Raw genomic sequence first — 25,614 nt, forward strand, 5'->3', positions numbered from 1 at the left:
AGGCCCGGATATCTGGGATCATCCACAGATTTTGCGCAGGCGCGCCGTGAGGCAGGGCGGTGGCGGACGGGAATATGCGATGGTGCTTTTCTTTTTAGTCAATCCGGCTATAGTTTCGCGCAATCAAGGACAGGGAAACCGGGGCGGGACAAGGCGTTTTTAATGCGTAAACTGTTGGTGGGGGTTGCGGTGACCGGGGTTCTGTCGGGTCAGGTTGCAACTGCGGATATGTTCAGCACAAAGAGCCAGCGCAAGCTGTTTGCTTCGCAGGCGCGGGTGTTGGATGAACGGGCGTCTGGGCAGTACAAGAATTCGATCCGCCTGCAGCCGCCGACCATTCACACACCGTCGAAATACGGCAGCCTTCCCTATAGTGGCAAATACCGCGGCAAATATCTAAATGTCGCGCGGGCAGCGGCGCAGAAACATGGCGTGCCCGAAGATCTGTTCTTGCGACTGGTGCAGCAGGAGAGCGGCTGGAACCCCACGGCGAAGTCCCACAAGGGCGCATTAGGACTGGCGCAGCTGATGCCCGCCACCGCCAAGGCGCTGGGGGTGGATGCGTCCGATCCCAAGCAGAACCTAGAAGGCGGCGCGCGGTATCTGGCGCGGCAATACCGCAAGTTCGGTTCCTGGCGGTTGGCGCTGGCGGCTTATAACGCAGGGCCTGAGGCGGTGCGTAAACACGGCGGCGTGCCGCCCTACCGCGAAACCCAGAATTACGTGAAGAAGATCTGGGGCAGCTGACATCGGCGCTGCCAGACTGCTGCGGAAACAGGCATGTATCTGGCGGGGGAGGTTTGACCCCCTGCGCGCAGATCTGTGGTTCCAAGCTGTCCTGATGCGGCGGCGTTTTTTCTCACCCGTCCTGATGTTTGGGTGCCGTTTCGGCAGCGCATTGCCGATTGCGCCGGGGATCGGCGTTAATCTGCTGATAATCTTCCTTAATGCCGTGTTAACTCCGTCTGTCTGCCAGAAAGTTGCCTTAATCTCTTGGCACCTAGTGGGAAGCTTCAGAAGAGGAATATCCCGGTGTCTTTCAAACGCTTTGACGAACGTCTTACCCAGATGCAGTGGCAGCCCCAGTCCGGCCCGTCGCCACAGATCGTTGACAGCGTGATGGCCGACCGCCCGCCGCTGGCGGTGCGGGGGGTGGAATTCACCTTGGCCGGTGCCATCCTGGGGATCCTGATCGGGGTGGGCCTGAAGGGGATTTATACCCCCGGCGCGCCCTGGGGGCCGAACACCGGCCTGACCGGTCTGCTGATCGGCGGTGCCTCCATGGCTGGCGCGGGCCTGTCACTGGCGCTGGCCGCCTATGCCGTGCTGCGCCGTCACGACATGCCGCGCCTGATGCAGTTTGCGTCGATGAACCTGCTGATCATCGTGATGCTGCTCTTGGGATAATCCCGCCAGCAGCCCCGATCCAGCACCGGTCAAATCGCGCCGCCGATCACTCGGCGGCGATTTTTATGACCGGTTCCATTTCTTTCAGATCGGCATCGCTGAGGTGGCATTTCACCTGATGGCCGCCTGCGAGGGTGCGCACCGGCGGAACCTCTGCCTCGCAGAGGTTGCCGGCCACTTTGGATTTCCAGCGACAGCGGGTCTGGAATGGGCAGCCGGGCGGCGGGTTCATCGCCGATGGGATATCGCCCTCCAGCACGATGTGGCGTTTCTCAACCGATGTATCGGCGATCGGCACTGCACTCAGCAGTGCCTCGGTATAGGGGTGATAGGGCGGGGCAAAAACCTGATCGGTGGTGCCCAGCTCGACCACATGGCCCAGATACATCACCATCACCCGGTCGCTGAGATAGCGCACGATGCTGAGGTCATGGGAGATGAACAGCAGCGTTGTCTTCTCCTTGCGCTGGATTTCCATCAGCAGATCGGTCACCGCCGCCTGCACCGACACATCCAGCGCCGAGACCGGTTCATCGGCGACCACAATACGCGCGCCACCGGCGAAGGCGCGGGCGATGCCGACGCGCTGTTTCTGCCCGCCTGACAGCTGCCGTGGCATCCGGTCGGCAAAGGCGCGCGGCAGTTTCACCAGATCCAACAGCTCTAGCATCCGTTCCTTGCGCGCGGCGGTGCTGTCGCCGATGCCAAAGATCTCCAGCGCCCGCATGATCTGCCGGCCCACGGTCATCGACGGGTTCAGCGTGTCAAACGGGTTCTGGAACACCATCTGCACATCCGACACCGTGCGGGTGTCGCGCTGTTCAATCGGGGTGGTTTCGATGTTCTTGCCATCCAGCTGAATGGCGCCCGCGGTTGCTGTCTCCAATCCCATCAGCACCTTGGCGAAGGTGGATTTACCGCAGCCGCTCTCGCCAACGATGGCGAGCGTCTCGCTTTCGCGGGCCTCGAAACTGAGGGTTTCATTGGCCTTCACCACCTTGCGCGCGCCACTGTCAAACAGCGCATTGGCGGAGACCTCATAATATTTGCGCAGCGCGTCGATTTTCAGAACAACCTCGCCAACCTCGGGTTTTTCCTTCTGCTCACCAACTGTGATCGGCGCGTTCCAGTCGATTTCATCATGGCGCAGGCAGCGGGTGTGATGGCGGTCATTGCCATGCACCGGCACCATCGGAATGTCCTGCGCATCGCAACGCCCGGCCTCGAAATAATCGCAGCGCGGGCCGAAGTTGCAGCCGGGCGGGCGCTCATGCGGGAGCGGGAAATTACCGGGGATCGCCACCAGCGGGCGGGCGTTTTTGTCCGCGCCCGGCAGCGGGATGGAGCGAAACAGCGCTTGCGTATAGGGGTGCTGCATCTCGTCAAACACATCATGGATGGAGCCGCGCTCCACCGCTTCACCGGAATACATCACGCAGAGCCGGTCGCAGGTTTCCAGCACCAGACCGAGGTTGTGGGAGATGAACAGCATCGAGGTGCCGTATTTCTTGCCCAGATCCTTGACCAGCTCGACCACGGCGGCCTCCACGGTCACATCCAGCGCGGTGGTCGGCTCATCCAGGATGAGGAGGGCGGGTTTCGACATCAGCGCCATGGCGATCACGATGCGCTGCTGCTGGCCGCCGGACAGCTGATGCGGGAAGGAATTGAGCATCCGTTCGGGATCAGGCAGGCGCACATCGGTGACCACCTCAAGAGCGCGCCTGTAGGCCTCTTCCTTGCTGACGCCCTCATGGATCATCGGCACTTCCATCAGCTGTTTGCCGATTTTCATCGCCGGGTTAAGCGAGGCCATCGGCTCCTGATAGATCATCGCGATCTCATTGCCGCGCACGTCGCGCAGCTCGTCCGCCGACATCTCCGCCAGATCGCGCCCCTTGAACTTGATTGATCCGCCAACAATGCGGCCGTTCTTGCCGAGGTCCTGCATCACACCCAGCGCCACGGTGGATTTGCCGCAGCCGCTTTCACCGACCAGTCCCACGGCTTCACCGGGCATCACCGAGACGGAGAAATCCATCACCGCAGGAATTTCCCGCAGCCGGGTAAAGAAGGAGATCGACAGTTTGTCGATTTCCAGGATCGGGCCGTCATACTCTGCGAGTTTGTTCATCTTGGTCTCCCTGGAGGGCTGGTTGACGCCGTGAAAGGCATCTTCTGGCTCCAAATATCTCGGGGGTCCGGGGGCAGCGCCCCCGGAGAGGGTCATATCAGTCGCGCAGGCTTTCTTCGCGCAGGCCATCCGCCAGCAGGTTGAGGCCTAGAACAAGGCTCAGCAACGCCAGCGCTGGGGGCAGCGGCGGATGCAGATAGATCGACAACAGCTTACGCCCGTCATTGATCGTGCTGCCCCAGTCCGGGCTTTCCGGCGGCAGCCCTAGCCCAAAGAAGCCCAAGGTTCCGAGGAGGATGGTGGTATAACCGATGCGCAGGCAGAAATCGACGATCAGCGGGCCACGGGCATTGGGCAGGATTTCCCAGAGCATGATGTACCACGGGCGCTCCCCCCGGGTCTGGGCGGCGGCAACATAGTCGCGGGTTTTGATATCCATGGTCAGGCCGCGCACGATGCGGAACACTGTGGGCGAATTCACAAACACTACGGAGACAAAGACCACCAGAATACCGCCCGGCACGTCAAAGAGATCCAGTGGCCAGAAGGTGATCTTCGACCCGGGTTCATTGATCAGCGACAGATAGGCGAGGAGACCGGGGACCAGCACAATGGCCAGCCAGATGGCATTATGTTGCGGGCGGGTGCGAAAGCGTGAATGGATCAGCACCGCAACAAAGATCAGCGGGAAGGCAAAGAGCACCACGGCGATATATTGCGGCAGGCCTGTTTCGATGATCTCCGGCGTGACCAGCAGGTAGAACAGCAGGATCACCGGGAAGGCGAGGATCAGGTTGGCAAGGAAGGACAGAACCGTGTCCCATAGGCCGCCGTAATACCCCGCAGGCAGCCCCAGCGTGATCCCCACCATAAAGGCAAAGAGCGTCGCCAGCGGCGCGATCTGCACCACCACCCAGGCGCCATCTATCAGGCGGCTGAACACATCACGCGCCAGATTGTCACCGCCAAGCAGATACCAGGCCGCGATGCCTGCATCGGCCTCGGCACCCGGCAGCGGGGTGCCGGGCAGTTTGTTCTTGAGGCCGGAAACCTGCGCCAGCGGGTCATGTGGTGCGATCAGATCCATCGCGCCAAGCACCCCGGTAAAGACCCAGAACATCACCAGCGCAAAGCCGATCATGCCGATGGGGCTGTCAAACAGTTTCCCGTAGAGACCCAGACGCCGCTTGAAGGTGATGGAGACGGCAAAAAGTGCGATCAATGCACTCCACACCGGCAAGAGCAACTGCGCCATGGCACCAACGATGCCACCGGAGGCGCCGAAGATGACGCCAAACAGAATGTAGATGACGATCAGCACGATCACCGCGAGAAAACTGTAGCGCACGGCGATACCGGCCAGCACATCCGGCGTTGTGGCGAGACTAGCGCTGCGGTGGGCGTTCACCGCCATTGTGGGGCTTGTGGTCATAATGCTGAGCACCAGCCAGGCGATCACAGAGGCGGCAAGCGCCACCAGGGCAAGCATCAGCACAGGGGTGAGAAAAGAGAGGCTCCCGGTCCAGCTGAGAGGGTCCATAGTGCGTTCCTCCTTCAGGAAATCCGGATGCGGGGGTTGAGATAGACATAGCCGATATCGGAGATCAGCTGGGTGAGCAGCACCACGACGACGGAGACCACGGAAATGCCGAGGAGCAGTTCGATGTCATTGTTGCCTGCCGCCTCCACCAGGGCCCAGCCGAAGCCTTTGTAGTTGAACAGCGTCTCCACGATCACCACACCATTCAGCAGCCATGGGAACTGCAGCATGATCACGGTGAAGGGGGCAATCAATGCGTTGCGCAGGGCGTGGCGCATGACAATCTTCGGAAAGCTCACGCCCTTCAGCCGGGCAGTGCGGATATATTGCGCGGTCATCACCTCAGTCATGGAGGCGCGGGTCATCCGGGCGATATAGCCGATCCCATAAAGGGCGATGGTCAGCACCGGCAGGAAGAAATTCTCAAAATTGGCGTCCTTCATCGCAGAGGTCGCCGTGCCCTTGAACCATTTGAGCCCCACCGCGGAGGAGGTGAACACCGCAATGAAAATCACGCCGGAGACATATTCCGGGGTGGCGGTTGTCAGGATGGAGGCGGTGGAGAGGGACCGGTCGGTGACAGAGCCTTCGCGCATACCTGCCAGAACACCGATCAGCAGCGCCGAAGGCACCATAAGGATCAACACCCACATCATCAGGAAGGCGGTATTGCCAAGCCGGGTCTGAATAATGGTCCAGACTTCATCCTTGAACCGGGTGGAATAGCCCCAGTCCCCCTGCAGCACGCCACAGAATGACGGGGCGTCCTCGGCCTCCTCCACGGTGACAACGCCCGTGATGCAGCGGCCGGTGACACCCTCATCCGTGATGGTGCGCCAGCCGGGGAGCACCCCCAGCCATTGACCATATTTTACCGGCATTGGCTGCAGATAGCCGTTTTTGTCCAACCAGCTGGCGACGGCCTCATCCGACATGCGGAAGTTGCCCTCGGTCTTGGCCAGTTTTTCAAGATTAGGATAGAGGTTGGTCAGAATGAACACGATGAAGGTGAGGCAGAGCGCCGTCAGGATCATCACGCCCGTTCGGCGCAGAATAAAAAGTCCCATGCAAAGTCCTGTTGGCAAAGTCCGGTTGGTCTGCCATGCGCGATCGGAGGCAGCGCAGAGGCTGCGCTAGAGCTGAGGTCCGACGGCGGGTGAGCTGGCGGCTGTGGCAGCTGCGCTGGCAGCATCTGCCCCGGTGACGGGGCAGATGCGGGATAGGTGAGTTGGCAGGATCAGGCCGACCAGCCCCATTTGTAGTGATGATGCTCATAGGAAATGTGCATATCCGCGCCGACGACGCCTTCCCGCATGTGGCGGTAGAGCGAGCGCCAGTAAGGCTGGATGGTCACGCCCTCATCCTGGATGATCGCTTCCATCTTGGCCATGACCTCACGGCGCTTGTCAGCATCCGCAATAGCCAGCGCCTCAGTCAGCAGCCCGTCGAATTCTGCGTTGGACCAGCCAAATTCATTCCAGGCCTCGCCCGAGCGATAGGCCAGCGCGTGGATCTGCACGCCGAGCGGGCGGTGGTTCCAGTTGGTGGAGCTGAATGGGTATTTCACCCAGTCGTTCCAGAAGGTGGAGCCGGGCAGCACTGTGCGTTTGACCTTGAAGCCGGCATCGCGCAACTGCGCTGCGACCGCATCGGTGGTGTTCTTGCGCCAGTCATCGTCAATGGAGATGATTTCATGCTCGAAATCCATCATCCCGGCTTCTTCCATCAGAGCCTTTGCCGCGGCAGCGTCGACCTTGCGGGCGGGCAGTTCGGCATATTCGGGATGGATTGGGCCAACATGGTGATTTTCGGCAGTTTCACCGCGGCCACCGTAGCCCAGTTCCAGGCAGACCGCATTGTCCACGGCCATGGAAATCGCCTGGCGCACACGTTTATCGGCGTAAGGCTGCTTGCCGTCCACTTCCGCCAATTGGTTTGGCCGGACAACGATGGTGGCCATGGTGACAACTTCAGACTTCTGGTATCCAAGCCCATCCATGACGTCGATGAACTCACCCACGGATTCATAAAGCAGATCCACCTCGTCGGATTCCAGTGCTGCCAGCCAGGAAGAGGAATCGGTGCCAAAGTCGATATACTCAATCCGGTCCAGCGCCGGACGACCAAAGACGGCTTCGCCCCACCATGTGTGATCTTCGTTGCGCTCCAGCGTGGCCTTCACGCCGACCTCAAGCTCGGTCAGCTTGTAGGGGCCGGTGCCAACATTGGCCGTGAAATCGTCGGTCTGAAAGCTGGAGTGGACAATGGCGGCGGGATAGTCGGCCATGCCGGGGATCAGCGAGATATCCGAGTTCGGCAGGCTGAGGCGGACGGTGTGGCTGTCCACCACTTCGATTGCACCGTCGCGGGCCTGACCGGAGGCTTCGTCAACCAATGAGCCAAAACGGCCGGCCATGGAGTTGCCTTCCATGCCCTTGTCACACCAGCCAGCGATATTGCGGGCCACATCCTCGGCGGTGAAATCATCGCCATTGTTCCATTTCACGCCTTTGCGGACGTTAAGGGTATAGACCGTGGCGTCTTCATTTATCTCCCAGCTGTCCAGCAACATGCCGGAGAGGGAGCCATCGTTGTTGTATTCGACCAGATATTCCAGCGTGCCGCGGCTCTGGTTGCCCATTTCGGACCAGTCATAGGTGCGCGGGTCTTTCAGTGGCTTCACCAGCATCTGCATGCGCATGGTGCCGCCATCCTGCATATCTCCGGCGGCCTGGACCGGTGCGTCCAGCCCAAGGAGGCCATATGCCGCCACCGAGCTGAGGCCAAGCGCAGTGGCGCGGGCCATGAATTCGCGGCGGTCCATCTTCCCTGCAAGGGTTTCTGACGCATACATCTTTGCTGCCGGGTGCAGATCGGTCCCGGTGGTGGTGTCTTTTGTCATGTGGCTCTCCCTGTTGCACCGCAAGATTTTGTCTTTTGGGACGGCGGGCCAGTCGGATCTGGCGAGTGCCGTTTGTGGTGCTGTGTTCACGATTGTTTCCCCGTATGACCATTCGGCCCCAGAACGCGGGGTAGGTCAATGTAGGTTATCGACCTTTCTTATGTATTTTACGACATTTTGAATGTCGTTTTTTGATTTTGAGTGCTGAAAGGCCCGTTCGAAAGCCTTAGTACTGGGCATAAGTGCCCAGTGCAATGTCCTGCCATGTCTCCTTTGCCAAGGTGACTCGCGACATGGCTTTGCAGAAAGCGCAGCCTGTCGCGTGCGGGTAGATCCATATTGGTCAAAGGTTGGTTGGATGGTGAAATTCGGCCGACCTGGAGCGGCTGGAGGGAGGCACCAAAATTGCCGGATCAGGCGCTGCGCTTCAGTTTGTCCCGGGCCTGTTTGCGCAGTCGGCTCGGTGTTTCGCCGGTATGCTGGGTGATGAACCGCGTGAAATAGGCCGCACTGCCAAAGCCAAGCGTGGCCGCGATATCGCGCATCGGTAGTTCAGAGGTGATCAGCAGGCTGCGCGCGGCGTGGAGCTGGCGTTCGGTCAGCAGAGCGCCTGCGGTCTTGCCGGTCTCGGATTTGCAGACACGGGTCAGATGAGTGGGCGTCACATTCAGCGCTGCCGCGTGATCCGCCATGCTGGCGTGCTGGGCATAGCATTCGACAATCCGGCCGCAATAGCCCTGCGCAAGTCTCTGGGCCGCGGTGGGTTTGCTGATGGCGCTGTTGCGTGCCGCCATCAGGCGTCTCACATGGATTGCAATCAGCGTGCCATGGGCCTGCATGGCGCGATACCACAGCGCCGGGCGATCCTGCTGCTCGGCCTGCATGGCCTGAAACATGCTGTTGATCACCGCCTGATCCTGCGCGTCCGGGATGCGCAATGTGTCGGCACTTTCAGGGAAATCCATCGGCGTTGAGGCCGGGATTGTCATCACTTGCCCGATACACTGACGGCCCAGTTCCAGCGACCACAATGTGCCAGCAGGTACAAAGATCGCGCTGTTGGGACCAAATCCTCGCTGTTGACCATTCAGAAAAACCCGTCCCTGACCACGGGTGATCCAGATCAGCAAGTTTTCGGTGAGATCATGCGCCAATTCGACCTGCCAAGATCCATCGGGGGTCAGCTGCGACAGCGGTGCGACAGTGATCTCGCCGATATGGGTGGGGTCAAATGGCATAGGATGGATATGGTATGTGCTGCTCGTAATTTTCCGTGCGCGCAAATGGCCATGAAAAACTGATTCTGGCAAGTTTTTGCCGAAAAATGCGTAAGGATTTAGTCGAATCGCAGCCGCCGCATGGGTTTTGAGCAACATTGCGCGCATTCCGCACAGTCAGCGGGACGGATTGTCCAAGCTGTTCGAGGTGAAGCGCCTCTATACGGACAATTTGGCTGAGTGTGCAGCCCAGAGCGAGGCTCGGCCGGGGCGCAGAGTAGCATTGGGCTCGCACTGAGCACGCGGTGGCAGCTAGTCGGGGCGGTGGCAGTGCCAGCCCTTCATCCGGGCGCGGAACCAAGTGCGCTGGCGTTTGGCAAATTGCCGGGTGGCGACCGCCGCACGCTCGCGGGCCTCGTCTTCGGGCAGGTCGCCAAGGTGATGGGCCATCAGTTCCGGCACTCCGATGGCGCGGCAGGCGGGCAGGGTTGGATCATAGCGGTCCTGCATGGCAGCGATCTCCGCCATGGCCCCCATATCCATCATCACATCAAAGCGGCGGCGAATGCGCGCCTCAAGCCAGTCCTTGTCGGTGTCAAAGACAATTCCGGTGCAGTGATCCAGCGGCAGTGGCGGCGGCGGCGTGTCTGCCTGCCAGTCGGCCAGCCCGCGCCCGGTAGCGGTCAGCACCTCATAGGCGCGCTGCACACGGGCGCGGTTTTGCAGGTCGATCCGGGCGGCGGTGGTCGCGTCCAGCGCCGCGCACATCTCCGCGAGCGACAGCGTGTCGGCCTGCTGGCGGACCTCTGCGGGGGTGGCGGGTATTTCCGCCAGCCCCTGCGTGAGCGCGGCGAAGTACAGCCCGGTGCCACCGACAATAATCGGGCGCGGGCCGTCGCTGAGCAGCGGCAGCACCTCACGCAGCCAGTGGCCGACGGAATAGTCGGCATCATAGGGCTGGTGACCATAGAGCAGATGTGGCGCCATCGCCTCTTCCTCAGGCGAGGGGCGGGCGGTGATCACCCGCCAGCAGTCATAGACCTGACTGGCATCGGCATTGACGATCACCCCGCCCTGAGTTTCGGCAATCCGCAGGGCCAGTGCGGATTTGCCGGAGGCGGTTGGCCCGGCGATCAGCACCGGCTGGTGGGCTGGGATCTCTGGCAGCGCGGTCAAGTCGGTCATGCAGGGCGTCCTGTTCTTCGGATGTTCCCCGGCGCGCCGGGCAGAGCAGCAGGGCGGCGCCGAAAAACATGTCAGGCCGCATTGATCCTGCCGCCGATTTGCTTCATTTTGCGCGCAAAGTAACCCCGTCATATTCCGGAGCGCAACATGCCCCTTACCAACGATCAGCCGGAGGCCACGCCGGCGGCAACCTATAAACGTGTCATGCTGAAAATTTCAGGTGAAGCACTGATGGGGGACCAAGGGTATGGTCTGCATCCGCCGACCGTCCAGCGCATTGCCCAGGAAGTGAAATCCGTGCGTGATATGGGCGTGGAGATCTGCATGGTGATCGGCGGCGGCAATATCTTCCGCGGCCTGTCCGGCTCTGCCCAGGGGATGGAGCGGACCACGGCGGATTACATGGGGATGCTGGCCACGGTGATGAATGCGCTGGCGATGCAGTCGGCGCTGGAAGGTTTGGGTGTGTTCACCCGTGTGATCTCCGCCATTCGCATGGATGAGGTGGCCGAGCCCTACATCCGCCGCCGCGCGGTCCGCCACCTGGAGAAAAAACGGGTCTGCATCTTTGCCGCCGGGACAGGCAATCCCTATTTCACCACCGACACCGCCGCGACCCTGCGCGCCAATGAGATGGCCTGTGAGGCGATCTTCATGGGCAAGAACGGCGTCGATGGCGTTTATGACAAGGACCCGGCGCAGCATGATGACGCGGTGCGCTACGATGATATCACCTACGATGAGGTGCTGGCCAAGCGTCTGAAGGTGATGGATGCCTCGGCCATTGCGCTGGCGCGCGACAATAACCTGCCGCTGATGGTGTTCCCCTTGGATGAACCCGGCGGGTTCCGCGGTATTCTGGCCGGGAAGGGCACCTATACCAAGGTGCATGGCTAACACCCCTCTCCATTATTTGAGGGCGCTCAGTCCGGGCCGTACGGCCTGCGGGTGAGACAGAAACGGGCCGTGCGTTTGGATCAATCCAGCGCGCGGCTTTGTTGTGACGGGGGTGTGCCGGGGGCTGAACCAGGCGCCGAGGGCGTGTTTGATGGCAGATCCCTGAGCGCGGCGGGCCATGCGGCGGGGCAGGCCGGCGCTTCAAAACTGCGGCAAGATCGCTATACAACCCCCCGTCAATGTCTTATGAGCAATACAAACACCGCCTCAAGTCAGGGGAGAGCAGAATGTCTGACGATTTTATTCTCGATACCGATGATCTACAGCGCCGCATGGATGGCGCCATGGCCAACCTCAAGACCGAATTTGCGTCGCTGCGGACCGGTCGCGCCTCCGCGTCGATGCTGGAGCCGGTTATGGTGGATGCCTATGGGTCGATGACACCGATCAATCAGGTTGGCACTGTCAATGTGCCCGAGCCGCGTATGGTCACCATCAACGTCTGGGACAAAGGTCTGGTCGGCAAGGTCGAAAAAGCGATCCGCGAATCCGGTCTGGGCATCAACCCGCAGCTCAACGGCACCATCATCATGCTGCCGATCCCCGAGCTGAACGAGGAGCGCCGCCGGGATCTGACCAAAGTGGCCGGCCAATATGCCGAACACGCCCGCGTGTCGATCCGCAATGTGCGTCGCGACGGTATGGACCAGATCAAGAAAGCCAAGGCTGACGGCATGTCCGAGGACGACCAGAAGCTGTGGGAAGGCGAAGTTCAGGAGCTGACCGACAAGATGATCAAGGTCGTTGACGCAGCGCTGGAAACCAAACAAGCCGAAATCATGCAGGTCTGACACCTGCAGATGTCACAGAGCACAGACACCGCCTTGGCGCCGAGTGAGGGCGAGCCTGCCCCGCAACGCGGTCCCAAACATGTGGCCATCATCATGGATGGCAATGGCCGCTGGGCTCAGGCGCGGGGCCGTCCGCGGCTGTTCGGCCACCATGCGGGCGCCAAACGCGTCCGTGAGGTGGTGGAATGCTGCCCGGCACTGGGGGTGAAATACCTCACCATTTTTGCCTTCTCGACGGAAAACTGGAAACGCACACAGGTTGAGGTGGCAGGCCTGATGAGCCTGTTCCGGCGGTACATTTCCAAAGAGATGAAGGCGCTGTCGCAGCGCAACGTGCGGGTGCGCTTCATCGGTGACCGGGTTCGGCTGGACAAGAAACTGGTCACGCTGATGGATCAGCTGGAACAGGAAACCGCGTGTAATGACGGCACCCATCTGACTATCGCGCTGAATTACGGCAGCCGCGATGAGGTGGCGCGTGCCACCAAACGGCTGGCCGAAGATGTGGCGGCCGGGCGGCTGAACCCTGCGGATGTGGATGAGGAAACTCTGCCGCGTTATCTTGATACCCATGTGCTGCCGGATCCGGATCTGGTGATCCGCACCAGCGGGGAGGCGCGGATTTCCAACTTCCTGCTGTGGCAGTCGGCCTATGCAGAATATGAATTCATTGATACGCTTTGGCCGGATTTCACTGCTGAGGAAATGGACCGGCTGTGTCGCAGCTACGGGCAGCGGGATCGCCGGTTTGGCGCGGTGAAAACATGAGCGGCGCAGGGCGTTGGGCCGACCTTATGCCCCGGCTGATTTCTGCCGTGGTGATGATCCTTGTGGGCGGCTGGGCTGTCTGGCGTGGTGGCGTGGTCTTCGACCTGCTGATCGCGGCGGCCGGTGGTGGCATGATCTGGGAACTTTTGCGCATGGTTGCGCCGCATCGTCAGGGGGTGGCGTTGCCGCTGGGTGTCCTGTCGATGGGCGCGGTTTTGGCGGCGGCTCTGATGGCGGGCAGCGGGGCCGTGAGTCTGTTGCTGATCCCGGCCATCCTCGGCGCGGTTGCGCTGGATATTCGCCGCGGCATTTACCTTGGCTTTGCGCTTTGGGTGCTGTTCGCCGCCTATGCCTTCATCTGGATGCGCAGCACATTGGGCCTGGACTGGATGGTCTGGCTGATCTCGGTCGTGGTGGCTACGGATGTCGCGGGCTATTTTGCCGGTAAAACCTTTGGCGGGCCGAAATTCTGGCCCCGTGTCAGCCCCAAGAAAACCTGGTCCGGCACCTCTGCCGGCTGGGTCGCGGCGGCGATTGTCGGCGCGATTTTTGCAGCGCAGGCGGGGCTGGGCTTTGGCGTGGTGGTGCTGTCGGTTCTGGTTTCCATGGCGAGCCAGGCCGGTGATGTGGCCGAGAGCGCGCTGAAGCGCAAGATGAGCGTGAAGGATTCCAGCGCGCTGATCCCCGGCCACGGCGGCTTGTTCGACCGGTTTGACGGGATGCTGGGCGCAGCCGCGATGGTGCTTCTGGTGCTCAGCCTTTGGGGTCTGCCCGGCGGGACGATGTAATGCGGAAGATCTCGATTTTCGGGGCCACCGGATCCATTGGTCAGAACACGATTGACCTGATCCGGCGGGCGCCCGGCGATTATGATGTGGTGGCGCTGACTGGTGGCGCCAATATTGCCCGGCTGGCGCAGGATGCGATTGCGCTGAAGGCGGATATCGCTGTCACCGCTTATGATGACCAGCTGTCTGCGCTTGAGGCCGCTTTGGACGGGTCAGGTGTGGCCGCTGCCGCAGGGCAGGCGGCGCTTGCTGAGGCGGCGGCGCGTCCTGCGGATTGGGTGATGTCGGCCATTGTTGGCGCGGCCGGGCTGGCACCGGGGCTGGAGGCGCTGAAACAGGGCGCCACGCTGGCGCTGGCCAACAAGGAATCGCTGGTTTGCGCGGGGGCGCTGCTGCTGGAGACGGCGCGGCGCCACAACGCGCGGCTGTTGCCGGTCGATAGTGAGCATTCGGCGGTATTTCAGGGGCTGGTCGGCGAGGATATCTCCGCCGTAGAGCGGGTGGTGATCACCGCCTCTGGCGGGGCATTCCGGGATTGGCCGCAGGAGCAGCTGAAGACAGCCACGGTGGCGCAGGCCTCCTCCCATCCCAATTGGGACATGGGGCAACGGATCACCATCGACAGCGCGTCCATGTTCAACAAGGCGCTGGAAGTTATTGAAACCCGTGAGTTCTTTGGCGTGGCGCCTGAGCAGATCGAGGTTGTCGTTCACCCTGAATCCATCGTTCATGCGCTGGTCGGGTTTCGCGACGGGGCGCTGATGGCGCATCTGGGCGCGCCGGATATGCGCCATGCCATCGGCTATGCGCTGCATTGGCCGGAGCGGCGGGAGCTGCCGGTTGAGCGGCTCGATCTGGCGCGGTTGGCAACGCTCACATTCCGCGCGCCTGACCCGGCACGGTATCCGGCCCTGCAATTGGCCTATGACGTGATGGACCGGGGCGGCCTGATGGGGGCGGTGTTCAACGCCGCCAAGGAGCGCGCGCTGGATCATTTCATCGCCGGGCGCATCGGGTTTCTGGATATGGCGGCGGTGGTCGCGCGGGTGCTGACACAGTTTGACAGCGCGGATCGCGGGCTAGATGAGGCAATGACCCTTGATACGGTGAGCCGGACCGACCATCTCGCCCGTATGGAAGCCGACAACGCAATTTTAGACTATGTAAGGTAAGCCCTTGGATTTCGTCTCCTTTCTTCCGCAGCTTGGCGGGTATCTCTATGTGATTGCCAGTTTTGTGGTGGCGCTGTCGGTGATTGTCGCTGTGCATGAATATGGCCACTATATCGTCGGGCGCTGGTCCGGGATCCACGCTGAGGTGTTCTCACTGGGGTTTGGCCCGGTGCTGTTCTCCCGCGTCGACAAACGCGGCACCCGCTGGCAGGTGGCGCTGTTGCCGTTTGGCGGTTACGTGAAGTTCCTTGGGGATGCCGATGCGGCCTCGGGCAAAGATGCGAATGCGATGGCAGATGCTGCCGCTGATCCGGTCGCCCTGCGCCGGACCATGCATGGCGCGCCGCTTTGGGCGCGGTCGGCAACGGTTGCGGCGGGGCCGGTGTTCAACTTCATCATGTCGGCGCTGATCTTTGCGGGTGTGTTCATGCTGCAAGGCACTATGCGCGATCCGCTGACCGTGGAGCGGCTGGTGCCGCTGCCGGGGCTGCAGACGGGGCTGCGCGAAGGCGACGCGCTGTTGCAGATCGAAGGGGTCGATGTGCCCTCTCTGGAGGACGGTGCCGCCTTCACCGCCTTCCGCGATGCGGTGCCGGAGCAGCAACCGCTGACCTATACTGTGCTGCGGGATGAGCGGGAGGTCGAGGTCGATGGCCCGTATCCCTGGCCCCCGCATGTGCGCGGTGTGGCGCCGCGCAGTGCCGCCGCCGATATCGACCTGCAGCCGGGGGATGTGATCACCGCCGTTGATGGCACGCCGATCTTTGCCTTCGATCAGCTGAAACGGGCGGTCGAAAGCGCGGAGGGCAAGGTCCTGCTGCTGGATGTCTGGCGCGCGGGCGAAGAGTTTGAGATGGCGCTGGCGCCACGGCGTGTCGATGAGCCACAGCCAGAGGGCGGGTTCGCCACGCGCTGGCGCATGGGGATTGCCGGTGGTCTTGCCTTTGACCCGGCGACGGAGACGGTTGGTGTCGGCGAGGCCCTCGGCGGTGGCGCGGCGCAGGTCTGGGGCGTGGTTGAAATGTCACTCTCTGGGCTGGGGCATATGATCACCGGCGCGATCAGCACCTGTAACCTCTCCGGTCCAATTGGCATTGCTGAGACCTCCGGCGCGATGGCGAGCCAGGGGGCCGAAAGCTTCATCCGGTTTATCGCGGTGCTGTCCACCGCCGTCGGGCTGCTGAATCTGTTCCCGATCCCGGCGCTGGATGGTGGCCACCTGGTGTTCTACGCCTATGAGGCCGTCACCGGGAAACCGCCCAATGACGCGGTGATGCGGATCCTGATGACTGTGGGGATCACTGCTATTCTCAGCCTGATGATGTTTGCGCTCTTTAACGACATCTTCTGCTAAGCGCTTTTTCGCCGACCGGGGATGGCCCGGTTGGCGCTGTGATCCGGGTCCGGATCCTGTGACGGGTTGGCGCGCCCAACTGTCGCCACATTCCTTTGTTAATCCTTTGGTAAGCCGCCAGTGGGCAACGGCGTCGCAGATCGCGGCAAGGTTGTGGCGGATGTGGGATCTTTATTGATAGTGGGAGAGTGGACGCCATGAGCACCCTGCAGATTACCAATACTGGATTTGGTCTATTTATGCGCCTCAACTGGGATCGCGCCATGTCTGCGGCGACGATTTTGGGCGCGCTTGCCGCCGGTGCCTGGATCGGCAGTCTCTGAGTTTTCAAGCTGTTGTAAGCGATCTGGCGTGTGGGGTGATCCCGCGCGCCTTTTTGTTGTTTTTGACAAGCGCCGATAAACCCGATACGCACGGATTAAGCTGTAAAAAAATCGGGTTTTGACTGATGGTTCGGGGGAAGCACACGGGTACATCCTGTGGGGGGCGCAAATTGGGTGCCCATATTTTGTATAGAAACGTATCTGCCGCGGCGCTGGCAATTGCATTGGGGTTTGTCCTGACGCCAGAGGTCGCAGTGGCGCAGAGCTACAGTTTCACAAACGTTCAGGTCGAGGGCAATCAACGTATCCAGACCTCAACAATTGTGGCCTATACAGGCATTGAACGGGGCAAATCCGTCAGTGCCGGTCAGCTCAATGATGCTTATCAGCGTATTCTCGACAGTGGTGTTTTTGAAACCGTCGAGATCGTGCCGCAGGGCAACACGCTGGTGATCAAGGTGACCGAATTCCCGACCATCAACAAAATCAGCTTTGAAGGCAATCGCCGTATCAAAGATGATGCAATGCTGGCGCTGATAGAATCAGCGCCGCGCCGGGTGTTTAACCCGACAGTTGCCGAACGGGATGCCTCCAACCTCGCGGAAGCTTACGGCGCGCAGGGGCGTCTGGCCTCGACCGTGACACCGCGCATCATCCGGCGCAGCGACAACCGCGTTGATCTGGTGTTCGAAATTTCCGAAGGCGATACCATTGAGGTGGAGCGCGTGTCATTTGTGGGCAACCGGGTCTATTCCGACCGTCGCCTGCGTCGCGTGCTGGAAACCAAACAGGCGGGTCTGCTGCGGACCTTCATTCGGGCGGATACGCTGATTGAAGACCGCCTTGAGTTCGACAAACAGGTTCTGCGCGATTTCTACCTGTCGCGCGGCTATGTGGATGTGCGTATCAACAGCACCAACGCCGAAGTCACCGAAGAACGCGACGCCGCCTTCCTGGTGGTGGATATCACCGAGGGCCAGCAGTTTGAGTTCGGTGAGATCTCGGTCACCAGCGAAATGTCGGAAGCCGACGCTGATGAGTTCCGCAAGGTGCTGAAAGTGCGCCCCGGCGTGACCTATTCCCCAAGCGTTGTTGAAAATGCGATCCGGCGACTGGAAACCTTTGCCATCCGCAAGGGGATCGATTTCCTGCGGGTGGAGCCGCGCATCACCCGCAATGATCGGGATCTGACCCTTGATGTCGATTTTGTTCTGACCCGCGGACCACGCGTGTTTGTTGAGCGGATTGATATCGAAGGCAACACAACCACTCTGGACCGGGTGATCCGTCAACAGTTCCGCACAGTTGAAGGCGACCCGTTCAACCCGCGTGAAATCCGCGAGAGCGCAGAACGCATCCGGGCGCTTGGGTTCTTTGAGACCGCAGAAGTAGACGTTCGTGAAGGCGGCAGCGCCGGTGAGGTGGTTGTCGATGTGGACGTCGAAGAGAAACCAACCGGATCGCTGAGCCTTGGCGGGGCCTATTCGGTCAACGATGGTTTCGGCATCAGCCTGGGCCTGTCGGAGAACAACTTCCTTGGCCGTGGCCAGCGTCTGTCGTTCAACATCTCCACTGCGCAGGATAAAGAAGAATATACTCTCGGCTTTACAGAGCCCTACCTGTTGGGTCGCGACCTGCGGTTCGATCTGGATCTGGGCTTTTCGGAGACCGATTCCAGTTTCGCCCTTTATGATACCAAGCGGGCGTTTTTCTCGCCTGCGCTGACCTTCCAGACCTCTGAAAACAGCAATCTTCAGGTGCGCTATACTTGGGATGAGGACGAGATGATCAGCCGGGGCGACGATTCCTCTGGCTTCCCGCTGGCCGGGCCGCTTGTCCGAAGCGAGATCAATCAGGGCGCTATCAACGCCAGCACCATCGGCTTTACCTATACGGTGGACAGCCGGTTGAACGGTCTGGACCCGAATTCGGGGTATTTGATCCAGGTTGGCGCTGACTATGCAGGGCTTGGCGGAGACTCTGAATATCTGCGCAGCACTGCGAAGTTCATCGCCCAGCGTCGTGTCTTCAACGAAGAGGTCACGTTGCGCGCCACCATCGAGGCGGGTGCATTCAGCTGGCAAGGGGACGGGTTCAGCCGCTCCATCGACCGGTTTGTTCTGTCGCCCAGCATCCTGCGCGGTTTTGAACCCGGTGGGATTGGCCCACGGGATCAGTCACCGAACGGAAGCGGCGGAAATTACAACGACTTCCTCGGCGGCAACTACTACGCAGCTGCGCGTTTTGATGCGGAATTCCCGCTGGGCCTGCCCGAAGAGATCGGACTGCGCGGTGGTCTGTTCTATGATGTTGGCAACCTTTGGGGTTTGAACAACGCCGAGACCGGCGCTGCCGGTGGCAATATCGTTGGACGCGGCGGCTCTTATCGTCATGTTGTTGGCTTCTCGCTGCTGTGGACCACAGGTTTCGGGCCCTTGCGCTTCAACTTCTCCAAGGCGCTGAAGAAAGAAGACTTCGACCAGGAGCAGAGCTTTGACCTGACACTTCAGGCGCGGTTCTGATCGCAATGACACAAGCTGTGGACACACGGCACAGGGGGGCGCTGGCTGGTTGGCTGGCGCCTTTTCTGCGCGCTCTTGTCGTGCTGCCGTTGATGAGCCAGCCCGGTATCGCGCAGGAGGCGACGGTGCCCGCGGCGGGGTTTCCGATTGGGGAAACGCTGCAACTGGGGTCGCCACAGACGGGGCTGTTGACCATCCAGTCCGAGCGGCTCTATGCCGAGAGTGCCTTTGGCCAACGGGTCACGCAGGAGCTGGACGCCGAGGGCGCGGTGCTGACGGCGGAGAACCGCAGGATCGAGGCGGAGCTGCGTGCGGAGGAGCTGGATCTGACGGAGCGGCGCAGCAGTATGGATCCCGAGGCCTTTCGCGCGTTGGCGGATGCCTTTGACAAGAAAGTGCAGGAAACCCGCCGCAATCAGGATCAGAAACTGCGTGATATCAACCAGATGGGCGAAGACGCGCGGCGCGATTTCTTCACTGCGTCCTTGCCCGTGCTGCAGCAGATCATGCTGGAAGCGGGCGCCGGGGCCATTCTGGAGCATGCCAGCGTGTTCCTTAGTGCCGATGCGGCGGATGTGACAGATCTGGCGATTGCGCGGGTGAATGAGGTTCTGGGCGATGGTCGCGACAGTCAATCTGAGGTCGACAGCGAGTGATTTGGAGATCGCAGGTCTGGCAGAGGTCAGATCTGCCCGGACCTGCCCGGCGGCTTGCCGAAGCTGTGGCCACTTGCTAGGACATACCTAACATTCAGAAAACGGGAAAACCGCAATGACAACCGAGCTGAAAAGCGCCGACATTCACCTGATCCAGCGGATTTTGCCGCATCGCTACCCGTTTTTGCTGGTCGATAAGGTCGTCGAGATCGATGGCTATTCCTCGGCCTGTGGCATCAAGAATGTCACTATGAATGAGCCGCATTTTCAGGGCCATTTCCCGGGCACGCCGATCATGCCGGGCGTCACCATCGTTGAGGCGATGGCGCAGACCGCCGGGGTGATGCTGGGCGTTGGCATGGATATGATCGACACCGAGCTGCTGATCTATTTCATGAACATCGACAAATGCAAATTCCGTCGCAAAGTGATCCCCGGGGATGTGCTGGAAATGCGCGTGGAAACCACCCGTGGCAAGCCCGGCGGCAAGATCTTCAAATTCAAGGGCGTCGCGACTGTTGATGGTGAAACGGCGGCAGAGGCGGAATTCTCCGCTATGGTCGACGTGCAAAAGGATTGACCCAGATGAGCCGGATCCACCCCAGCGCGGTGATTGAAGAGGGGGCCAAGATCGGTGCGGATTGCGTCATCGGCCCGTTCTGCCTGATTGGCTCTGATGTCGTGCTTGGCGACCGGGTGGAGCTGAAATCTCACGTTGTGGTGACCGGTGATACCGAGATCGGCGAAGATACAGTTGTGTTTTCCTTCGCCGTTCTGGGGGAGATCCCGCAGGACCTGAAGTTCAAGGGCGAGCGCTGCAAGACCGTGATCGGCAAGCGCAACCGTATCCGTGAGCATGTGACGGTGAACGCCGGCACAGAAGGCGGCGGCGGTGTTACCAAAATCGGCGACGATGGCCTGTTCATGGCCGGCTGTCACATCGCCCATGACGCGCAGGTCGGGGATCGGGTGATCGTTGTGAACTCAGCCGCGGTCGCGGGCCATTGCGTGCTGGAAGATGACGTCATCATCGGTGGTCTGTCTGGCATCCACCAATGGGTGCGGATCGGGCACGGTGCCATCGTTGGGGCCGTCACCATGGTGACCAATGATGTGATTCCCTATGGGTTGGTGCAGGCCCCGCGCGGGGAGCTGGACGGGCTGAACCTTGTCGGGTTGAAACGCCGGGGCGTGCAACGCTCTGATATCACCGCGCTGCGGGCCGCGTTTCAGATGCTGGCACAGGGTGAAGGCACCTTTCAGGAGCGTGCGCGCCGTCTGGGTGCCGAAAGCGACAGCGAATACGTGCAGGAAATCGTCGAATTCATCACCGGTGAGAGCGACCGCTCTTTCCTGACGCCGGGGGGCTGATCACAATGCTGGCATTGATTGCAGGGCAGGGCGCATTGCCTGCCGAACTGGCCGCACGCCTGTCTGATCGACCGCTGATCTGCGCGATGCGCGGATCGGAGCCGGATCACATCGAGCCGGAATTGACCTTTCGTCTGGAACAACTCGGCAGTTTTATCGCGCGGTTGGCAGCCTCAGGCGTGACGGAGATCTGCCTTGCGGGGGCGGTGCGTCGTCCGGCGATTGAGCCCGGCGAGATCGACGCCGAGACCCTGCCGCTGGTGCCGGTGCTTCAAGGCGCTTTGGCGGCCGGCGATGACGGCGCGCTGCGGGCCATCATCGGTATCTTTGAACAGGCAGGTATGACCGTGCGCGCCGCTCATGAGGTGGCACCGGATCTGCTGATGGCCGAAGGCATTCCGACCGAGATCAAACCGGGCGAACTGGACAAGCCCGATGCAGAGCGTGGCGCCGAGGTTGTGGACGCCATGAGCCGCGCCGATGTGGGCCAGTCCTGTGCTGTGCGTCGGGGGCAGGCGATTGCGGTGGAGAACCTCTTTGGTACCGATTGGATGCTGAGCGCGCTGCAAAAACGCCCGGATGGCACCGGTGGGCTGCTGTTCAAGGCGCCCAAACCGGGGCAGGACCGCCGCGCAGATCTGCCCACCATCGGCGTGCAGACGGTTGAGCTGGCGGCGAAGGCCGGGCTCTCCGGGATCGTGCTGGAAGCGGGGGGCGTTATTGTCCTGAACCAGGATGATGTGGTGGCCACCTGCAATCGCCTGGGCCTGTTTCTCTGGCTGCGCAGCGCATGAGCCTGCGGGTGTTCATCCTCGCGGGGGAACCTTCGGGGGACCGGCTGGGAGGGGCCCTGATGGCTGGTCTGCGCCAGCTTCGCCCGGATGTCAGTTTCGAGGGGGTGGGCGGCGCGTTGATGGCAGAGCAGGGGCTGGTCTCGCGCTTCGATATGTCGGAATTATCGGTGATGGGGCTGGCGGAGGTGCTGCCGAAGTACCGTCACCTGAAACGTCGCATTCGTGAAACTGCGGATGCAGTGCTGGATATGAAGCCGGATGTGATGATCACCATCGACAGCCCGGATTTCTCCCTGCGGGTCGCTGGATTGGTGAAAGAGGCCAGCACTATCCGCACGGTGCATTACGTCGCGCCTTCGGTCTGGGCCTGGCGTCCCAAGCGCGCACAGAAGATGGCCAAGGTGATCGACCATGTGCTGGCGCTCTTGCCGTTTGAGCCGCCCTATATGCAGGCGGCTGGTATGGAGTGTGATTTTGTTGGCCACCCCGTTGTGGGCGAACCACAGGCATCGGCGGAAGAGATTGCCGGTTTTCGCAGCGCCTACCAGCTTGACGATACGCCAACTGTTCTGGCGCTGCCGGGGTCGCGCCGCTCTGAGGTGACACGTCTGGCGCCGGTGTTTGGCGCCGCGCTCAAACAGTTTCAGGACAGTCACCCGGAATACCGGATTGTGGTGCCTGCTGCGGGTCCGGTTGCCGATCTGGTCCGCAGCCATCTGGCGGAATGGTCGGATACGGCGGTGGTGATTGACCCCAATACGCTGGAGCCTGAGGTGGCGAAGGCGCACAAACGCGCAGCTTTCGCAGCGGCGGATCTGGCATTGGCAGCCTCTGGCACCGTCTCGCTGGAGCTGGCGGCGGCGCGCACCCCGATGGTGATCGCCTATAAGTTCCAGTGGCTCACCTGGCACATCATGCGGCGGATGGCACTGATTGATACTGTGACGCTGGTCAATCTGGTCAGCGACACCCGTGTGGTGCCGGAATGCCTTGGCCCTGAGTGCACGCCGGAGGCAATTGCAAAGGCGCTGATCAAAGTGAAGGCGGAGCCGACCGCGCAATCCTCTGCCATGGCCACCACGATGGAGCGGTTGGGTGAGGGCGGCGAAGATCCCGGCCTGCGCGCGGCCCGCGCCGTGTTGGATCGTCTGCCGACGTAGTCCTCCGCCCCGACCTGACGCCTGCCGGATGCAGAGCCGCGCCTGAGGGCAGCTCTGCCCTCAGACACTATCTCGATTTTGGTTTTTAGAGGTGCCTGTCAGTAGCCGCGCCAGATCCAGCCGCCGCCAAAAATACGACTGCCCTCACCGGCGTAGAACACACAGGCCTGACCGGGGGAGATGCCTTCCTCGGGGGTCAACAGTTCGACCTCCGCCTCGGTCTCCGAAATCGGGCGGATGATGGCGTCACGCGGGGGGCGGGTCGACCGTACCTTGACCTTCAGATGCCATGCGTCGCGGCTGGTGAACGCCTCATCCCCCAGCCAGTTGATCTCGCGCACAGGGATCGTACGGGTGGCCAGCATCTCCTTGGGGCCGACCACTACCTGTTTGGTGTCAACATCCAGCTTCACCACGTAGAGCGGCTCGCTCAGCCCGCCGATGCCAAGACCGCGACGCTGTCCGATGGTGTAGTGAATGACGCCCTCATGGCTGCCCAGTACGCGCCCATCGGCATGGACGATCTGGCCGGGGTCTGCCGCACCGGGGCGCAGTTTTTCGATCACGCTGGCATAATCGCCATTCGGGACAAAACAGATGTCCTGGCTGTCCGGCTTATCCGCGACGGCCAGACCGTATTGAGACGCCATCTCGCGGGTGGCATCCTTTGACGGCAGATGGCCGAGCGGAAAGCGCAGGTAGTCCAGCTGCTCCGGGGTGGTGGAGAACAGAAAGTAGCTCTGGTCACGATTGGCGTCTTCGGCGGAGTGCAGCTCCGGCCCGTTTGGCCCGTCCTTGCGCTGGATATAATGGCCGGTGGCCATGCAATCGGCCTCCAGATCGCGGGCCGTTTCCAGCAGATCCTTGAACTTCACCCGTTCGTTACAGCGGATACAGGGCACCGGGGTTGCGCCAGCCAGATAGCTGTCGGCGAACTCATCAATGACCGCATCCTTAAAAATGTTCTCATAATCCAGCACGTAGTGCGGAAAGCCCCGCTCCTCGGCCACGCGGCGGGCATCGTGAATATCGATGCCGGCACAGCAGGCACCTTTCTTCGCAAGCGCCGCGCCATGATCATAAAGTTGCAGGGTCACACCCACCACATCATAGCCCTCATCGGCCAAATGTGCAGCAACAACAGAGCTGTCGACGCCGCCGGACATGGCCACGACCACCCGAGTTTCGGCGGGTGGTTTGGCAAAGCCAAGCGAATTCAATTGGGGATGTGCATCCTGCGCCATCAGGCGACTCCTCGGATATGTAGGAAAGACACCGCAGAATATAGGAAAATCCTAATGATCCTCAAGGGGGCAGGTTCATCCCTCCTTAAGGCGTTTGCGCGAAATGTTGGGACGGACCAATTTCGATGCTCCACACGAAGGAAGAGAAGATGTTCTTGAAGAAAGTCGATGGCCCCCGCGCTGTGACCCTGCCCGATGGTACGGTGATGACACGCGCGGATCTGCCGCCAAAGACCACACGGCGCTGGGTGGCATCGCGCAAAGCGGCAGTTGTGCGCGGTGTGCTCTACGGCTTGATCCCGCAGAGCGAGGCATTGCGCCGATACAGCCTGAGCGAGGAGGAGTTTCGCAGCTGGGTTTCCGCCGTCGCAGACTTCGGTGAGGACGCCCTGAAAGCCACCCGTTTGAAGGACTATCGTAAATCCTGATACAAAAAAATCATTCACACTTGAGGTGATCGCGCAAATTAACCATCATGGTAACGGGCCATTAACTTTTTTCCAGCAAGGTTAATTCGACCTGAGGGAAACAGTGTACAGGCGGAGAAAATAATATGCGCATTCTTCTTGTTGAGGATGATCCAACAACGGCGAAGAGCATTGAGTTGATGCTGACTCATGCGAACCTCAACGTTTATTCGACCGATCTCGGTGAAGAGGGGATCGATCTGGCCAAGCTTTATGATTACGATCTGATTTTGCTGGATCTTAATCTGCCCGATATGAATGGCCACGAGGTGCTGCGGCAGCTGCGGATGGCCCGTATCGAGACGCCGATCCTGATTCTGTCCGGTGCCGATGACACCGAGAACAAGATCAAGGGCTTTGGCTTTGGGGCCGATGACTATCTGACGAAACCCTTCCATCGCGAGGAACTGGTGGCCCGTATTCACGCCATCATCCGTCGCTCCAAGGGGCATTCGCAATCGATTATCAATACCGGTAAGATTTCTGTTAACCTTGACGCAAAAACTGTCGAGGTTGGTGGCAAGGCCGTGCATCTGACCGGCAAGGAATATCAGATGCTGGAGCTGCTGAGCCTGCGGAAGGGGACCACCCTGACGAAGGAAATGTTCCTCAACCATCTCTATGGTGGCATGGACGAACCTGAGCTGAAGATCATCGACGTCTTCATCTGCAAGCTGCGCAAGAAACTGAGCACGGCGACGGGCGGTGACAATTACATCGAAACGGTCTGGGGCCGGGGCTATGTGCTGCGCGACCCGCAGGACGACCAGATGTCCGGTGGTCATCGGATGGCGGTAGGAGCCTGAGAGGGCACTTTACCACTCTAGTTTGATACCCGAACGATCCCGCCGCGGCGGGATTT

The 25,614-nt window shown here is 60.8% G+C and carries 24 protein-coding genes; 17 read left to right on the forward strand and 7 right to left on the reverse strand.

Translation table 11 applies throughout. From position 1 onward, the window contains the following. Positions 1-162: 162 nt before the first annotated feature. A complete protein-coding gene (locus tag OO25_RS02750) occupies positions 163-747 on the forward strand; it encodes a lytic transglycosylase domain-containing protein (protein ID WP_024097408.1) in 585 nt (194 codons plus the stop codon). 285 nt (positions 748-1,032) lie between these two features. Next, complete coding sequence (locus OO25_RS02755) at positions 1,033-1,407, forward strand: hypothetical protein (protein ID WP_024097407.1); 375 nt, start codon at positions 1,033-1,035, stop codon at positions 1,405-1,407. 46 nt (positions 1,408-1,453) lie between these two features. On the opposite strand, the gene OO25_RS02760 is transcribed toward OO25_RS02755, so the two are convergent. From OO25_RS02760 to miaA, 6 genes are all read right to left on the reverse strand, one after another. After that, positions 1,454-3,541, reverse strand: coding sequence for an ABC transporter ATP-binding protein (locus OO25_RS02760; RefSeq protein ID WP_040178723.1), 2,088 nt, complete (start codon positions 3,539-3,541; stop codon positions 1,454-1,456). 97 nt (positions 3,542-3,638) lie between these two features. After that, on the reverse strand, positions 3,639-5,081 hold the full coding sequence (locus OO25_RS02765) for an ABC transporter permease (RefSeq protein WP_040178358.1): 1,443 nt from the start codon (positions 5,079-5,081) through the stop codon (positions 3,639-3,641). Between the two features lie 14 nt (positions 5,082-5,095). Continuing rightward, on the reverse strand, positions 5,096-6,148 hold the full coding sequence (locus tag OO25_RS02770) for an ABC transporter permease (RefSeq protein ID WP_040168913.1): 1,053 nt from the start codon (positions 6,146-6,148) through the stop codon (positions 5,096-5,098). Between the two features lie 170 nt (positions 6,149-6,318). Continuing rightward, positions 6,319-7,983: an ABC transporter substrate-binding protein gene (locus OO25_RS02775; RefSeq protein ID WP_040178359.1), complete on the reverse strand. Its 1,665-nt coding sequence runs from the start codon at positions 7,981-7,983 to the stop codon at positions 6,319-6,321. Between the two features lie 413 nt (positions 7,984-8,396). Then, positions 8,397-9,221 carry a helix-turn-helix domain-containing protein gene (locus OO25_RS02780; protein ID WP_040178360.1) on the reverse strand — a complete coding sequence of 275 codons (825 nt, stop codon included), beginning with the start codon at positions 9,219-9,221 and terminating at the stop codon, positions 8,397-8,399. A gap of 291 nt (positions 9,222-9,512) precedes the next feature. Beyond that, positions 9,513-10,385 (reverse strand): tRNA (adenosine(37)-N6)-dimethylallyltransferase MiaA, encoded by an 873-nt coding sequence (miaA, locus tag OO25_RS02785; RefSeq protein ID WP_040178361.1) that lies wholly within the window; start codon positions 10,383-10,385, stop codon positions 9,513-9,515. A 147-nt stretch (positions 10,386-10,532) separates the two neighbouring features. Between miaA and pyrH the strand changes: the two genes are divergently transcribed. The 13 genes from pyrH to lpxB all read left to right on the forward strand — a co-directional run bounded on the left by pyrH (position 10,533) and on the right by lpxB (position 23,041). After that, the gene (pyrH, locus tag OO25_RS02790) at positions 10,533-11,282 is read left to right on the forward strand and encodes a UMP kinase (protein WP_040168918.1); all 750 of its coding nucleotides are present in this window, start codon (positions 10,533-10,535) and stop codon (positions 11,280-11,282) included. Between the two features lie 287 nt (positions 11,283-11,569). Then, complete coding sequence (gene frr / locus OO25_RS02795) at positions 11,570-12,133, forward strand: ribosome recycling factor (protein WP_014874537.1); 564 nt, start codon at positions 11,570-11,572, stop codon at positions 12,131-12,133. Positions 12,134-12,142: 9 nt separating this feature from the next. Continuing rightward, a complete protein-coding gene (locus OO25_RS02800) occupies positions 12,143-12,901 on the forward strand; it encodes an isoprenyl transferase (RefSeq protein WP_040168920.1) in 759 nt (252 codons plus the stop codon). Beyond that, entirely contained in the window at positions 12,898-13,689 is a 792-nt protein-coding gene (locus OO25_RS02805; RefSeq protein WP_040178363.1) for a phosphatidate cytidylyltransferase, read from the forward strand. The genes OO25_RS02800 and OO25_RS02805 overlap by 4 nt, the downstream gene beginning before the upstream one ends. After that, positions 13,689-14,861, forward strand: coding sequence for a 1-deoxy-D-xylulose-5-phosphate reductoisomerase (gene dxr, locus OO25_RS02810; protein WP_040178365.1), 1,173 nt, complete (start codon positions 13,689-13,691; stop codon positions 14,859-14,861). The genes OO25_RS02805 and dxr overlap by 1 nt, the downstream gene beginning before the upstream one ends. Before the next feature lie 4 nt (positions 14,862-14,865). After that, positions 14,866-16,215, forward strand: a complete 1,350-nt coding sequence (rseP, locus tag OO25_RS02815; RefSeq protein WP_040178366.1) for an RIP metalloprotease RseP — start codon at positions 14,866-14,868, stop codon at positions 16,213-16,215. A 197-nt stretch (positions 16,216-16,412) separates the two neighbouring features. Further along, positions 16,413-16,538 carry a hypothetical protein gene (locus OO25_RS23320; protein ID WP_255352585.1) on the forward strand — a complete coding sequence of 42 codons (126 nt, stop codon included), beginning with the start codon at positions 16,413-16,415 and terminating at the stop codon, positions 16,536-16,538. A gap of 125 nt (positions 16,539-16,663) precedes the next feature. Continuing rightward, the gene (gene bamA / locus OO25_RS02820; protein ID WP_040178368.1) at positions 16,664-19,060 is read left to right on the forward strand and encodes an outer membrane protein assembly factor BamA; all 2,397 of its coding nucleotides are present in this window, start codon (positions 16,664-16,666) and stop codon (positions 19,058-19,060) included. Positions 19,061-19,065: 5 nt separating this feature from the next. Then, positions 19,066-19,716 (forward strand): OmpH family outer membrane protein, encoded by a 651-nt coding sequence (locus OO25_RS02825; protein ID WP_040178370.1) that lies wholly within the window; start codon positions 19,066-19,068, stop codon positions 19,714-19,716. Positions 19,717-19,831: 115 nt separating this feature from the next. Continuing rightward, positions 19,832-20,296: a 3-hydroxyacyl-ACP dehydratase FabZ gene (fabZ, locus tag OO25_RS02830; protein ID WP_024097392.1), complete on the forward strand. Its 465-nt coding sequence runs from the start codon at positions 19,832-19,834 to the stop codon at positions 20,294-20,296. A gap of 5 nt (positions 20,297-20,301) precedes the next feature. Further along, positions 20,302-21,087 carry an acyl-ACP--UDP-N-acetylglucosamine O-acyltransferase gene (lpxA, locus tag OO25_RS02835; RefSeq protein WP_040178372.1) on the forward strand — a complete coding sequence of 262 codons (786 nt, stop codon included), beginning with the start codon at positions 20,302-20,304 and terminating at the stop codon, positions 21,085-21,087. A gap of 5 nt (positions 21,088-21,092) precedes the next feature. Next, entirely contained in the window at positions 21,093-21,881 is a 789-nt protein-coding gene (locus OO25_RS02840) for an LpxI family protein (RefSeq protein WP_040168931.1), read from the forward strand. Then, positions 21,878-23,041 (forward strand): lipid-A-disaccharide synthase, encoded by a 1,164-nt coding sequence (lpxB, locus tag OO25_RS02845; RefSeq protein WP_040178374.1) that lies wholly within the window; start codon positions 21,878-21,880, stop codon positions 23,039-23,041. The genes OO25_RS02840 and lpxB overlap by 4 nt, the downstream gene beginning before the upstream one ends. Before the next feature lie 98 nt (positions 23,042-23,139). On the opposite strand, the gene mnmA is transcribed toward lpxB, so the two are convergent. Then, complete coding sequence (mnmA, locus tag OO25_RS02850; RefSeq protein ID WP_040168934.1) at positions 23,140-24,285, reverse strand: tRNA 2-thiouridine(34) synthase MnmA; 1,146 nt, start codon at positions 24,283-24,285, stop codon at positions 23,140-23,142. 149 nt (positions 24,286-24,434) lie between these two features. Here mnmA and OO25_RS02855 point away from each other — a divergent pair, with 149 nt between their 5' ends. Together OO25_RS02855 and ctrA are read left to right on the forward strand one after the other, a co-directional pair. Next, positions 24,435-24,713, forward strand: coding sequence for a DUF1153 domain-containing protein (locus tag OO25_RS02855; RefSeq protein WP_040104126.1), 279 nt, complete (start codon positions 24,435-24,437; stop codon positions 24,711-24,713). Between the two features lie 125 nt (positions 24,714-24,838). Beyond that, positions 24,839-25,558, forward strand: a complete 720-nt coding sequence (ctrA, locus tag OO25_RS02860) for a response regulator transcription factor CtrA (RefSeq protein WP_014874550.1) — start codon at positions 24,839-24,841, stop codon at positions 25,556-25,558. Positions 25,559-25,614 lie beyond the last annotated feature (56 nt).

The organism is Phaeobacter sp. S60 (assembly GCF_000826845.1).
Classification (GTDB): domain Bacteria; phylum Pseudomonadota; class Alphaproteobacteria; order Rhodobacterales; family Rhodobacteraceae; genus Phaeobacter; species Phaeobacter piscinae.